Here is a 13,274-nt window from a genome sequence, read left to right as displayed (position 1 = left end):
TTTGCCCCGAGACTCGCTGCATAGAATGAGGGTCTGACCCCCGATCTATCAGAGCAAGAGGCCAATTCGTGACTTCATCATCCGCCGGAAGCGCTCCACGTCGGAGCCGTGCCCCGCTAGCCATCACGGCAGCGATCATCGCAGGGCTGGTGATATTGTTCTTCATCTTCGCCGGGCTGTACGCGGATGTGTTGTGGTTCGACCAACTCGGCTTCCTCAGCGTCCTGACCACCCAGTGGGTCGCCGGTGCCGTGTTGTTCGTGGTCGGCTTCCTGGGCATGGCGATCCCGGTCTGGGTGAGCATCCAGCTGGCCTACCGCCTGCGTCCCGTCTACGCGAAGCTCAATTCGCAGATCGACCGCTACCAGCAGGTCATCGAGCCGCTGCGTCGCCTCGCGATGTACGGCATCCCCGCCCTGCTGGGCCTGTTCGCCGGCGTGGCCGCTGCCACGCACTGGCAGACCATTCTGATGTGGATCAACCGCACGGATGCCGGCACCACGGATCCGCAGTTCGGCTTCGACGTCTCGTTCTTCCTCTTCGACCTGCCGTTCTACCAGTCGCTGCTCGCGTTCAGCTCGGCCGTCGTGCTGATCTCCGCCCTCGTCGCGCTGGCCACCTCCTACCTCTACGGCGCCATCCGCATCACCGGCCGCGAGGTCTACGTGGCCAAGGCCGCGCGGGTGCAGATCGCCGTCACCGCCGCCGTCTACCTGCTGCTGCAGGGCGTGAGCATCTGGCTCGACCAGTACTCCACCCTCACCCAGGCCAACGACCTGATCACCGGCGCCGGCTACACCGACGTCAGCGCGACCATCCCTGGCCGCGCCATCCTCGCCGGCATCGCCGTGTTCGTCGCGATCCTCTTCATCGTCACGGCCTTCATCGGCCGCTGGCGCCTGCCCGTCATCGGCACCGCGCTGCTCATCGTGTCGAGCCTGCTGATCGGCTCGCTCTACCCCTGGGTCGTCCAGCGCTTCCAGGTCGACCCGAGCGCGAAGACCCTCGAGGCGCCGTACATCCAGCGCAATATCGACCTCACCCGCGACGCCTACGGTGTGGCGGACGTGGAAGAGATCCCCTACACCGCCACGACCGAGGCCGAACCCGGCGCCCTGCGCGCCGACGCCGAGACCACGGCCAACATCCGTATTCTCGACCCGGCCCTGGTCAGCGACGCGTTCGCGCAGCTCGAGCAGTTCAAGCAGTACTACCAGTTCCCGTCCAACCTCTCGGTGGACCGGTACACGATCGACGGCAAGTCCCAGGACACCGTGGTGTCGGTTCGTGACCTCAACCTCGACGGCCTGAGCAGCGAGACCTGGGTCAACTCCTCGGTCGTCTACACCCACGGTTACGGTGTGGTCGCCGCGTACGGCAACCAGCGTTCGGCCGACGGCCAGCCGGTCTTCCTCGAATCGGGCATCCCCACCTCGGGTGCGCTCGGCGAGTACGAGCCGCGCGTGTACTTCGGTGAGACCTCGCCCACGTACTCCATCGTCGGCGCCCCCGAGGGCAGCGACCCCGTCGAGCTGGACTACCCGTCCGGCGAAGACGGCGCCCAGCAGACCTACACGACCTTCTCGGGCGATGGTGGTCCGAGCCTGAACGGCCCGTTCAACAAGCTGATCTACGCGCTCAAGTTCCAGTCCGAGCAGATCTTCCTGGCCAACGCGGTCAACGACGAGTCGCAGATCCTCTACGACCGTGACCCGGTCACCCGCGTGCAGAAGGTCGCTCCGTACCTCACCCTCGACTCCGCCCCGTACCCCTCCGTGGTGAACGGCCGGATCAAGTGGATCGTGGACGGCTACACCACCAGTGCCAGCTACCCGTACTCCACGGCCGTGAGCCTGAGCAACGCGATCGCCGACACCGAGACGCCCGAGCAGCCGTTCGCGCTGGACAACATCAACTACATGCGCAACTCGGTCAAGGCCACCGTCGATGCTTACGACGGCTCGGTGACGCTCTACGCCTGGGACGAGAACGACCCGCTGCTGCAGACCTGGCAGAAGATCTTCCCGTCCACGGTCGAGCCGATGAGCGAGATGTCCGGCGACCTGATGAGCCACGTTCGCTACCCGGCGGACATGTTCAAGGTGCAGCGCGCCATCCTCGGCAAGTACCACGTGACCGACCCCGGATCCTTCTACTCCGAGGACGACGCGTGGACCACGCCGAACGACCCCGTGTCGCCGAGCACCAACACGACCCTGCAGCCGCCGTACTACCTGACCATGCAGATGCCCGGCCAGGAAGCACCGTCGTTCTCGCTGTACTCGACCTTCATCCCCAACGCGTCCGGGGAGACCAGCCGCAACGTTCTGACCGGTTACCTCGCGGCCGACGCGGATGCGGGGGCCACCGATGGTGAACGTGCGGATGGCTACGGCAAGCTGCGACTGCTGACGCTGCCGAACGACATCACGGTACCCGGCCCCGGCCAGGTGCAGGCGAAGTTCAATGGGGACCCCACGATCTCCGCCGAGCTCAACCTGCTCAAGCAGGGTCAGTCCACGGTGCTCAACGGCAACCTGCTGACGCTGCCCGTCGGTGGCGGCCTGCTCTACGTGCAGCCCGTGTACGTGCAGTCCACCGGTGAGACCAGCTATCCGCTGCTGCAGAAGGTCCTCGTGGCCTTCGGTGACCAGATCGCGTTCGAGGACACCCTCGACACCGCTCTGAACGTGCTCTTCGGTGGCGAGTCCGGTGCCAATGCCGGCGACACCGATGTGCCCGCCGTCACCACGCCGGAGGGCGAGACGCCCACCGACGGCACCACGGTTCCGTCTACCGAGACCGGCAACCCTGAGGTCGACGCCCAGCTGAAGACGCTGCTGGCTCAGGCCAAGCAGGCCATCGCCGACAAGCAGGCAGCGCTGGCCGCCAACGACCTCGCCGCCTTCGGGGTCGCCGACAAGAAGCTCTCCGACACCGTCGCGAGCATGCTCACGCTGATCGGCCAGTAACGACCGGTTGAGTCCAGACGCGGGCGGTGCGCCGGGGAAACCCGGTCGCACCGCCCGCGTTTTGTCTGTGTCCGGGGCCTGCAGAAGCGGATGCCGCACCGACTCGGGTGCGACTCGCCCGGGGGGAGCGCTCGATTCGAAGGGCTTGGGGAACTGTGGTAACTTAGTTCTTGTAGCGCGGGGTGGAGCAGTTCGGTAGCTCGCTGGGCTCATAACCCAGAGGTCGTAGGTTCAAATCCTGCCCCCGCAACAGAAACAAGAGTCCCGGTCTCGAAAGAGACCGGGACTTTTGCGTTAAGCCTGTGCCCGCCGTCGTGGCCTCAGCGCAGGGCGCTGAGCTTCTGCGGATTCAGGACGAAGAAGATCCGGTTGATGCCGTGCTCGCTCACTCCGATGCTGCAGACGATGTAGGGCTCGCCGTCCGTGCGGAAGACGAACGCGTCGGAACCGTTCAGCGCGGTGAGCTCTAGCTCCACGTTGCTCTGAAGCTTCTGCAGCGTACCCAGCAGGAACCGCCCGACATGATCGCGACCCTCGACCGGCCGGCGAGCTGCGGACACGATCCCGCCGCCATCCGAGTAGAGCACGATGTCGTCGGTGAGGAGAGTCTGCAGGCGCTGCACGTCTCCGCTCTGAGCGGCGGCGAGGAACGAGCGCAGCAGCCTGTTCTTCTCGGCGACGGTCACCCGGGTGCCGCTGCTCTCGGTGAGGTGTTGGCGGGCGCGCCTGGAGAGCTGGCGGGCATTGGCCTCTGTGGTGCCGATGACCTCCCCGATCTCGCGGTACGGATAGTCGAAGGCCTCATGCAGCAAGTACACGGCACGCTCCATGGGGGTGAGCCGCTCCATCAGCAGCAGGATCCCGACCTCGAGTGCCTCGGTATTCTCGGCCCCGAGCTCCGGATCGGCACCGGTGAGCACGGGCTCGGGGAGCCAGGGGCCGATATAGGTCTCCCGGCGCAGGCGAGACGAGGTGGCCACATTGATCGAGAGGCGGGTCGTCATGGTCGTCAGGAAGGCGGCGGGGCTGCGGACGCCTGTACGATCGGTGCCCTGCCACCGGATCCAGGCATCCTGGACGATGTCCTCGGCCTCAACCGTGCTGCCGAGCATCCGGTAGGCGATGCCGAAGAGCCGGGGACGCAGTGACTCGAACTCGTCCGCCACGTCGTCGATCTCCGATGCGGCGGCGTCGCTCCGGTTGCCTCGCATCGGCATCCCCTCGTCGTGTGGGCCGGGATTGTGAACGGTTTTCAATGTACTCCGCCCCTGGGCGCTGCCGTGTCACGTTTGCGCGGTGGCCGCGGTCAGTACTGATAACGCGCAGTACTGGCGGAGCGCAGTTATCGACAAGGAGAACGAATGAGCACACCTTTCGACCAGACGGTCCTCGTCATCGGGGCCGGCTATGCCGGCATCCTGGCGGCCAACCGGATCCAGGCCTCGCTGACGCCCGAGGAGGGCCGCCGAGTGCGCGTGCGGCTGGTCAACCCGGCACCGCATTTCATCGAACGGGTGCGCCTGCATGAGGTGGCCGCCGGGGTGCGTGTGACCGCGGCGATTCCCCTGGACGAGATGCTCCACGCCCGGGTCGAGGTCGTGCTGGGGACGGTCCTGCGTATCGACGCGCCGGCCCGTGTTCTCAGTGTGGCGACCGACACCGGGGTGACCGACGAGCCGTACGACATCCTCGTCTACGCGGTGGGGAGCGTCGCCGCGCTCGGTGCGCCTGGCGCCGAACTCTACGCGCACCTGCTGAGCAACGTCGAGGGTGCGGAATCGGCGCGCCGGGCCATCGCCACGGGCCCGGCCGACCAGCGCATCGTCGTGGTCGGCGGAGGTGCGACGGGCGTCGAGGCCGCGGCGGAGTTCGCGGAACGGCACCCGGGAGCATCCGTCACCCTGGTGTCGCGGAGCGAGGTTCTCGGGCACCTCCCCGCGGCGTCCCGGCGGTCGGTTGCCCGGTCGCTGGCGAGGCTCGGCGTCGAAGTGCGGGAGTGGGGCGACGTGCGCCGGGTGCAGGCCGACGCCGTCGAGCTGTCCGACGGCACGCGGATTCCCAGCGACGTCACCGTCTGGACCGCCTCGTTCGCCGTGCCCGATCTCGCCCGTCGCAGCGGCCTCGACGTCGACTCCATCGGCCGGTTACTGGTCGACGAGGAGCTTCGCACGGTCCGGCACCCGGAGATCCTCGGTGCTGGGGACGCGGTACGCCCGCCGTCCTCCGTCGGCTCCCACCTGCGCATGGGCTGTGCCATCGCCATGCCCCTCGGCGCCCAGGCGGCGGACAACGTTCTGGCCGTTCTGCGCGGTGAGACCCTGACGATACTCAATGTGGGGTTTGGTGCCCAGTGCATCAGTATCGGCCGAAGAATGGGGCTAATCCAGCTGCTCACCGCAGCGGATGAGCCGCGCCCGCTGCGGATCACCGGCCGGGCCGGCGCGCTCGTCAAGGAATTCGTCTGCGCCGTCATCGCCACAGGGTCGCCGCGACGCGAGCGCACACGTCCCGGGTCTCTGATGCTCCCGGCCGGGCCCAAGCGCAGGCCCGTGGACTCCAGGAGTTGAGCGTCCGCTGCGACGGCTCCGGGGGAATCGCCGGGCGTCGCGTACCTGGGCTAACGGGAGACCAGGGTCAGGGTCAGGGTCGAGAGATAGACACCAGCCGGCCTGTCGGCCGGCGAGATCAGGGTGATCTCACCACCGAAGACCGAGGTGCCGGCCAGACCGGTTGAACCGGCGGAGGCGAAGCCGGCCGGATACTGGGCGTGTCCGGCGATGTGAGCACCCGCTACGGCCACAGCGCTGCCCGTGGTGCTCACCAGTGTGGGCCGGAGGCCCAGCTGGCGCGCTGCGATGGTGATCGTGGAGTCTGCGGCGTTCCGGAAGTCCGCGACGCCGGCGGTGATGTCCCAGCCCGGGTGGGAGAGAAGCCGCCCATCGGTGACGACGACGTGCGGCAGCACACCGACGGTGGTGGAGAGACCGTTCACCCGGGTGGGCGACTCGAAGTCCGCCACGGTGTCCGCCGGCAGTTCGAGACTCAGTGCAGTGTCCTGCACGGCCATGGTGGCGGGGCAGAGCGCGACAGCTCCCGCTGCCGAGCCGGCCGCCGGTTCTGAGCAGACCGTTGTGGAGCGGCGGTCGCTCTCCGGAGGCAGGGGGGCCGTTCGGAGCAGGACGGTACTCGACGGTGAGTCGTCGGCCTGGAAGGTGGGGTTGTCGCAGGAGCGGATGTCCGCACCGGCGGGGCTCGCCCCGGGAACGCGAGCGATCTGGTCGAACCCGGCGAGCACAAGGTTCATCGGCAGCGGCGCGTAGCCGAGGTCGGCGGCTTGATGTTGCCCTGGGCAGAGCGTGTAGGTGGCGAAAGCGCCGAGCGTGGCGCCCTTCCTGGCGGTGAACACGCCGCCCACCTCGGTGGGCACGATCAGGTAGGTGTAACCCGAGAGCGGGTAGGCGCGTGGGTCGGCACTGTTGTAGACACCATCGAGTACCTGGGTGAGGTAGTTGGGCCCTGCGGTCTGGTCGATCTGTGCCGTGGACAGTGCCACGGCTACGGCGGCGGCCGTGGGTGCGACGTAGTATCCGGCCTGGTTGAGTACTTTGGCGACGGGGAAGCCAGCCTCGACGGCGGCCGAGTGCTCCACGTAGGTGATGGCACCCTGCCCATAGTCTTGGCTGACGTAACCGGCCACACCGGAAGACCCGCTCAACGCCTTCGCGTTGCCGGTGACGGGATACAGCGAGACCGCGCCGCACGGCGTCGCGCGCCCGACTGAAGCGCAGAACGCGTTCCACAGGGCGGGGTCCTGTGTTGACATCCACTGGCTGAATTGGGCGGTGGAGCCGGAGCCGTCGGAGCGGACGACGGGGACGATGCGCGTGCCCGGCATGGCCAGGCCGGGGTTGTCGGCCCGGATGGCGGGGTCGTTCCAGGTGGTGATGCCGCCCGTGAAGATCTTGGTGATGACCTCGCCGCTCAGCCGCAGGTTCGACACCCGCGCGCCGTTGATCGTGAGGTTGTACATGAACGAAGTGGCGCCGGCCATACTGGGCAGATAGGCGTAGCCTCGGCCCGGGGCTTCAGGCTCTGAGTCGACATCGGAGTCGGTCTGGAACGGGAGCTCGCTCACGGCGAAGTCCACGGTGCCCGTGGCGAAGTCGCGCCGGCCGGCCGAGGAGCCGACACCGGAGTAGTTCACGGTCATGCCGTAGTCGGCGGCCACATCCTCGCGCCAGTGGTCGATGGCGTTCTGTGACCAGGTGGAACCCGTACCGGTTATCGGCTCGTAGCCGGCGGCCTGGGCGGGCGCTGTCGTCGTCAGTGCGGAGACGACGATGAATGCTGCCGCGGACCACGCGCGCGCGCGACGAAACGGAGACCGGTTCCTGGGCATGCTGCACGGTAACGCCGTCTTGGAGACGGCCGGTGAACCCCGGCTGAACCACCGGCTCTGCACATCGGTGCGCCCCAAAAAAAACGGCCCCGCACAGAAGTGCGGGGCCGTCAGGGTGGTGCAGGTCGAACGGGTGCTGCTGTGACGCGTGGAGCCTACTTGCCGGCCTTGCGGGCCGGCTTCTTGGCGTCCGCGGCCGGGGCGGCAACCTCTGCACCGGTCTCGAGTGCCGCGTCGCCGACGGCGGTGCGTCCGGCGCGGACCTCGGCGAACGAGGTGCCGTAGTACGCGGCTTCCATGAGGGTCTTCATGTCCTCGAGCATCGGCATCCGCGGGTTGGCGGGTGCGCACTGGTCACCGTAGGCGCCCATGGCGAGCGAGTCGAGGCGGCTGATGAAGTCTTCCTCCGGCACGCCCTGCGCCTGGAAGGACGGCTTGATGCCGACCTTGTCGCGCAGCTGCTCGACGGCCTGGGCGTAGGACTCGACGCCCTCGGCGGGAGTCGAGGCCGGCAGGCCCAGGTGCTTGGCGATCTCCTGGAAACGCTCCGGGGCGATGTAGTGCTCGTACTTGGGCCAGCTGGTCAGCTTGGTCGGCACGGTGCCGTTGTACCGGATCACGTGCGGCAGGTAGGTCGCGTTGACCCGGCCGTGGATCAGGTGCAGCTGGGCGCCGGTGACGTGGGCCATGGCGTGGACTATGCCCAGGAACGCGTTACCGAAGGCCATGCCCGAGATGGATGCGGCGTTGTGCATCTTCTCGCGGGCCTTGATCACGGTGTCGTCGGTGCTGCCGATCGATCCCTTCACACTGAGTTCGATGTTCTCGAAGATCAGCTTGATCGCGTGCAGGCAGAGGCCGTCGGTGAAGTCGTTCGCGTACACCGAGACATACGCCTCTGTGGCGTGGGTCAGGGCGTCGAAGCCGGAGTCGGCGGCGAGGAACGACGGCATCATGGCCGTGAGCACGGGGTCGATGATCGCGACGGACGGGATCAGCGCGTAGTCGGCCAGCGGGTACTTGACGCCGGTGACCTCGTCGGTGATGACGGCGAACGGGGTCATCTCGCTGCCGGTGCCCGAGGTGGTCGGGATGCAGACGAGCTTGGCGAGCTCACCGAGGTCGGGGAACTTGAACGCGCGCTTGCGCACGTCGAAGAACTTTTCCTTCATGTCGGCGAATTCGATTTCGGGGTGTTCGTACAGCAGCCACATGACCTTCGCGGCGTCCATGGGGGAGCCGCCACCGAGGGCGATGATGGTGTCCGGCTTGAAGGCGCGCATTTCCTCTGCGCCCTTCTCCACGGCGGAGACGGTGGGCTCGGGGAGCACGTTGTCGATGATCTGCAGGGCGACACGGCCCTCGCGGCGGTTGAGCACGTCGAGGATCTTGTCGACGAAGCCCAGGCGGGTCATGGTCGAGTCGGTGACGATGGTGACCCGGGTGACGTCGCGCATGTCGGCCAGGTAACGGATGGCGTTCGGCTCGAAGTAGGTCTTCGCGGGGATCTTGAACCACTGCAAGTTGTTGTTCCTCCGGCCGATGCGCTTGACGTTGATGAGGTTGATCGCCGACACGTTGTTCGAGACGGAGTTGTGTCCGTACGAACCACAGCCGAGCGTGAGCGACGGGATGAAGGCGTTGTAGATGTCACCGATGCCACCGAGCGAGCTGGGGGCGTTGGTGATGATGCGGACGGCCTTGACGCGCTTGCCGAACTCCTCGATGATCGCGGGGTTCTCGCTGTGGATCGAGCCAGAGTGGCCCAGTCCGTCGAATTCCACCATCTGCTCGGAGAGCGAGATGCCCTCTTCGGCGTCCTTGGCGTGCATGACGGCGAGCACCGGGGCCAGCTTTTCGCGGGTCATGGGCTCGTGCGGGCCGACTCCGCTGACCTCGACCAGGATGATCGACGTGTCGTCGGGAACACTGAAACCGGCCTGCTGGGCGATCCACACCGGCGACTTGCCGACGACGGTGGGGTTCAGCTTGGCGCCGGCGCAGTTCTCCGAGTTGGCGGTGACGCCGAAGATGAATTCTTCGAGCAGGGCCTTCTCTTCCTTGGTGGTGAGGTAGGCGTGCAGGATCTTGAATTCTGCCATCGCCTCCTTGTAGAGGGGCTCTTCGATGATGACGGCCTGCTCCGAGGCGCAGATCATGCCGTAGTCGAAGGACTTGGAGAGCACGACGTCGTTGACGGCACGCTTGAGCTTGGCGCTCTTCTCGATGAAGGCGGGCACGTTTCCGGCGCCGACACCCAGGGCGGGCTTGCCGCAGGAGTACGCGGCGCGGACCATGGCGTTTCCACCGGTGGCGAGGATGGTCGCGACACCGGGGTGGTTCATCAGCAGGGTGGAGGCCTCGAGCGAGGGGGCTTCGATCCACTGGATACAGTTCTCCGGGGCGCCGGCCTTGATGGCGGCGTCGCGCACGACGCGGGCTGCGGCGACGGAGGACTGCTGGGCTCCCGGGTGGAAGCCGAAGATGATGGGGTTGCGGGTCTTCAGTGCAATGAGCGACTTGAAGATCGCGGTCGAGGTGGGGTTGGTGACCGGGGTGATGCCGCAGATGACGCCCACGGGCTCTGCGATCTCGGTGATGCCGGTGATCTCGTCGCGGCTGATGATGCCCACGGTCTTGAGGTTCTGCATCGAGTTGGTGACGTGCTCGCACGCGAAGAGGTTCTTCACGGCCTTGTCTTCGAAGACGCCTCGGCCGGTTTCGGCGACGGCGTGCACGGCGAGTTCGGCGTGCTTGGACAGGGCTGCGACGGAGGCCTTCTTGACGATGAAGTCAATCTGCTCCTGGGTGAAGTTCGCGTATTCCTTCAAAGCGACGGCGCCGGCAGAGACCATGGTGTCGATCTGCGCGGCGATTGGAGTGGCGACTGGTTGGTCTGTGATCGTCATAGTTTTCCTCCTGGACAACCCGATCTGGGATCTTTGTCTCTGGTTCAAACTTAGGACTCGTCAGGGACCGAAACACGTGCCAAAGGTCCCACTCGGGTGGCATTTCCGCGGGCGACTGGGTTCGCCGTCGCGCCGCCGCCAGTGCGCGCCGAACCGGCCCGCACCAGCCCAAATGGTGCCGCACCGGACATCTGCGCCCGGTGTGCCCTGAGTGTCAGCCTGTGGTGAGACAAATCATCGTTTCATCACGGGCCGGCAGAGGGCGGGGAAGAGGACATCCAAATGGAAATGTCAGAAGTCCAAACCCGGCTTACTCGGAAGCATCATTTCACGTCTGCTGAGCGCCTCGCGATTCTTGCGCAGTGGGAGCAGTACGCGTCGACGGGCGCGGAGGTCGGCGCGAAGTCCGCGTTCTGTCGCCGAGTCGGGATCGACGTTAGGTCGCTGTCGCGGTGGAGTCAGGAGAAGCGGCAGGGCCTGCTGGTCGAGACGGAACAGCGGCAGACTAAGTACGTGTTGACGAAACAGGAGCGGATCGAATTTCTGCGGCTGCAGAAGGAAAACGCGATCCTCAAAGCCCAGTTGGAGCAGTCCGAGAGCGCGGTGGAGGTGTTGGGAAAAGCCTCAGAGCTCTTGTCCGCGCTGGCCAAGAGCTCACAAATCCGCACCCCGCCGCTGCCGGACGAGCCAGCGATCCCGGCCGCGTTTCGGAAGCCGAAACCCACCGAGTAGCGTTCGAAACAGTCGTCGACCTGACTGCTGTGGGGATGCCGGTGGTGCGGGCCTGCGCGTTGGTCGGCTACTCGCGGGCATCGTTCTATCGGCACCGCAGCCCCCGCGCCCGCCTGGCCGCGCCGATCCCGCAGAAGGACCGGCACCAGCCAGCCACGCTCTCCACTGCGGAGAGCGCGCAGATCCTGGCGCTGATCAACACCCCTGAGTATGAGGGCTTCTCGATCTGCCAAGCGTTTTACCGGGCCTGGGATGCGGGTGTTTACCTGGCGTCGAAGTCTTCCTGGTACCGCGTCGCCCGCGCGGCCGGGCAGGTCCACGAGCGCCGCCGGCAGGCTGAGGGGTCGCCGAAGAAGATCCCCGAGCTGGTCGCGACCGCCCCGTCACAGGTGTGGTCCTGGGACATCACCAAGCTCAAGACCACGATCCGGGGCCGCTACTTCCACCTCTACGTGATCATGGACATCTACTCCCGCCGCGTCGTGGGCTGGCGGCTGGAGGCCTACGAGGATGGTGACCTCGCCGAAGAACTGATCCAAGAAGCGGTCACCGCGAACCACGGCGTCGCGCCGAACTATCTGCACTCGGATAACGGTGCGGCGATGGTGAGCACACCGGTGTCCTTGCTGCTGGAGAAACTCGGCGTCGATAAGTCCTTCTCACGGCCCAAAGTCTCCAACGATAACCCCTACAGCGAAGCGTTATTTAAGACCGCGAAATACGATCTCGCATTCCCCGAGATCTTCGCCACGACCGATGACGCCCGCGCCTACTTCGGCTGGTTCTTCCACGAATACAACCAGAACCACCGCCACTCCGGCATCGCCTGGAACACCCCCAACGACGTTCACTACGGCCGCACCGACCGAGTGACCCGTCGCCGAAGCCAGGTCCTCAACACCGCATTCAGAACGCATCCGGAACGCTACGCCCAACACCCCAAGCCCCCGGCCCTACCGGGCCGGGTATGCATCAACGACCCCCGCCAAAAACCCAAACCCAACCTGTCTCAAACAGGTTGACAAATACCGTGTGCCGGCACCATTTGTCCGATTGGGAAACAGTTGCAGTCGTCGTGCGGGGGCGGGCGCGGCGGGGTGGGCGGGGCCGGTCAGGGAGCGAGGCCGCGCACTGCGGCTACGGCCTCGCGCACCCGGGTGGCGGCCTCGGTCAGGTCCGCGGCGGTCGTGCCGGCCGAGAGAGTGAAACGCACCGCGGTCTGGGCGAGGTCGGCGGGGACGCCCAGCGCCGTGAGCACATGCGACGGCTCGTCGCTGCCGGCGGCGCAGGCCGATCCGCTCGAGCAGACGATGTCGAAGCGCTCGAGCTCGAGCAGCACGGCCTCCCCGCCGGTGCCGGCGAAGGTGAACGAGGCGTGGCCGGGCAGCCGGTGCAGCGGATGACCCGTCAGCGCGGCCCCCGGGGTGCTCTCGAGCACAGCTGCAACGAAGGCGTCGCGCAGCGCGGCCAGGCGCGGCGCGAGGTCGACCCGCTCGGTCTCGGCCAGGTCGAGGGCCGTGGCGAGGCCAACGGCTCCGGCCACGTTCTCAGTGCCGCTGCGCTTGCCGCGCTCCTGGCCGCCGCCGTGCAACACCGGCTCGACCGGCAGGCGGCCGCGCAGGTACAGCGCGCCCACGCCCTGCGGGGCACCGAGCTTGTGGCCGGAGATGCTCAACGCGTCCACGCCCAGCTCCGCCACGTTCAGCGGGAGCCAGCCGGCCGCCTGCACGGCGTCGGTGTGCATCGGCACGCCCGCCGCCAGGGCGATCGCGGCGAGTTCCCGGATGGGCTGCACGGTGCCGATCTCGTTGTTGGCGTAGTGGATGCTGACGAGGGTGCTGTCGGGTCGGATGACCCGGGCGAGGTCGGCGGGGTCGACCCGGCCGGTGGCATCCGTGGGCAGCAGGGTGATCTCGAAGCCGTGCAGCCGGTGCAGGTAGTCGCAGGAGTCGAGCACCGCCTCGTGCTCGAGGGCCGTGGTGATGATGTGCCGGCCGCGCGGGGCGCCGAGCGCGAGGCCCTTGAGGGCGAGGTTGTCGGCCTCGGTGCCACCGCTGGTGATGGTGATCTCGCCGGGCCGGCAGCCGAGCACCCTGGCGATGCGCCCGCGCGCTGTCTTGAGCGTCGCAGCCGCGGCCTCGCCCACCCGGTGGTGGCTGGACGGGTTGCCGAACCCCTGCGTGAGGATCGGCCAGATGGCCTCGGCCACCTCGCGGCGGAGCGGCGCGGTGGCTGCGTTGTCGAGGTAGATCATGGCTTCTC

Annotated in this window: 8 protein-coding genes and 1 tRNA gene; 5 read left to right on the top strand and 4 right to left on the bottom strand. The window is 67.0% G+C overall.

From position 1 onward, the window contains the following. Window positions 1-68: 68 nt before the first annotated feature. The gene (locus DOE79_RS06215; RefSeq protein ID WP_181445864.1) at window positions 69-2,972 is read left to right on the top strand and encodes a UPF0182 family membrane protein; all 2,904 of its coding nucleotides are present in this window, start codon (window positions 69-71) and stop codon (window positions 2,970-2,972) included. 176 nt (window positions 2,973-3,148) lie between these two features. Then, window positions 3,149-3,222 (top strand) — tRNA-Met (locus DOE79_RS06210). A gap of 70 nt (window positions 3,223-3,292) precedes the next feature. On the opposite strand, the gene DOE79_RS06205 is transcribed toward DOE79_RS06210, so the two are convergent. Next, the gene (locus DOE79_RS06205; RefSeq protein WP_120340194.1) at window positions 3,293-4,183 is read right to left on the bottom strand and encodes an RNA polymerase sigma-70 factor; all 891 of its coding nucleotides are present in this window, start codon (window positions 4,181-4,183) and stop codon (window positions 3,293-3,295) included. A gap of 150 nt (window positions 4,184-4,333) precedes the next feature. Here DOE79_RS06205 and DOE79_RS06200 point away from each other — a divergent pair, with 150 nt between their 5' ends. Next, the gene (locus tag DOE79_RS06200; protein WP_120337740.1) at window positions 4,334-5,539 is read left to right on the top strand and encodes an NAD(P)/FAD-dependent oxidoreductase; all 1,206 of its coding nucleotides are present in this window, start codon (window positions 4,334-4,336) and stop codon (window positions 5,537-5,539) included. 50 nt (window positions 5,540-5,589) lie between these two features. On the opposite strand, the gene pstS is transcribed toward DOE79_RS06200, so the two are convergent. Both pstS and adhE read right to left on the bottom strand, forming a co-directional pair. Continuing rightward, window positions 5,590-7,371 (bottom strand): phosphate ABC transporter substrate-binding protein PstS, encoded by a 1,782-nt coding sequence (gene pstS / locus DOE79_RS06195; RefSeq protein WP_120337739.1) that lies wholly within the window; start codon window positions 7,369-7,371, stop codon window positions 5,590-5,592. A 155-nt stretch (window positions 7,372-7,526) separates the two neighbouring features. Then, window positions 7,527-10,280: a bifunctional acetaldehyde-CoA/alcohol dehydrogenase gene (gene adhE / locus DOE79_RS06190; RefSeq protein ID WP_120337738.1), complete on the bottom strand. Its 2,754-nt coding sequence runs from the start codon at window positions 10,278-10,280 to the stop codon at window positions 7,527-7,529. A 282-nt stretch (window positions 10,281-10,562) separates the two neighbouring features. Between adhE and DOE79_RS06185 the strand changes: the two genes are divergently transcribed. After that, window positions 10,563-11,012: a hypothetical protein gene (locus DOE79_RS06185; protein ID WP_120337737.1), complete on the top strand. Its 450-nt coding sequence runs from the start codon at window positions 10,563-10,565 to the stop codon at window positions 11,010-11,012. Between the two features lie 35 nt (window positions 11,013-11,047). Further along, complete coding sequence (locus DOE79_RS06180; RefSeq protein WP_120337736.1) at window positions 11,048-12,034, top strand: DDE-type integrase/transposase/recombinase; 987 nt, start codon at window positions 11,048-11,050, stop codon at window positions 12,032-12,034. 89 nt (window positions 12,035-12,123) lie between these two features. On the opposite strand, the gene DOE79_RS06175 is transcribed toward DOE79_RS06180, so the two are convergent. Continuing rightward, entirely contained in the window at window positions 12,124-13,266 is a 1,143-nt protein-coding gene (locus tag DOE79_RS06175) for a cysteine desulfurase family protein (protein WP_120337735.1), read from the bottom strand. Window positions 13,267-13,274 lie beyond the last annotated feature (8 nt).

The sequence above is a fragment of the Cryobacterium soli genome (assembly GCF_003611035.1).
GTDB classification, from domain to species: Bacteria; Actinomycetota; Actinomycetes; order Actinomycetales; family Microbacteriaceae; genus Cryobacterium; species Cryobacterium soli.
This window is presented reverse-complemented; position numbering and strand designations above follow the sequence as displayed.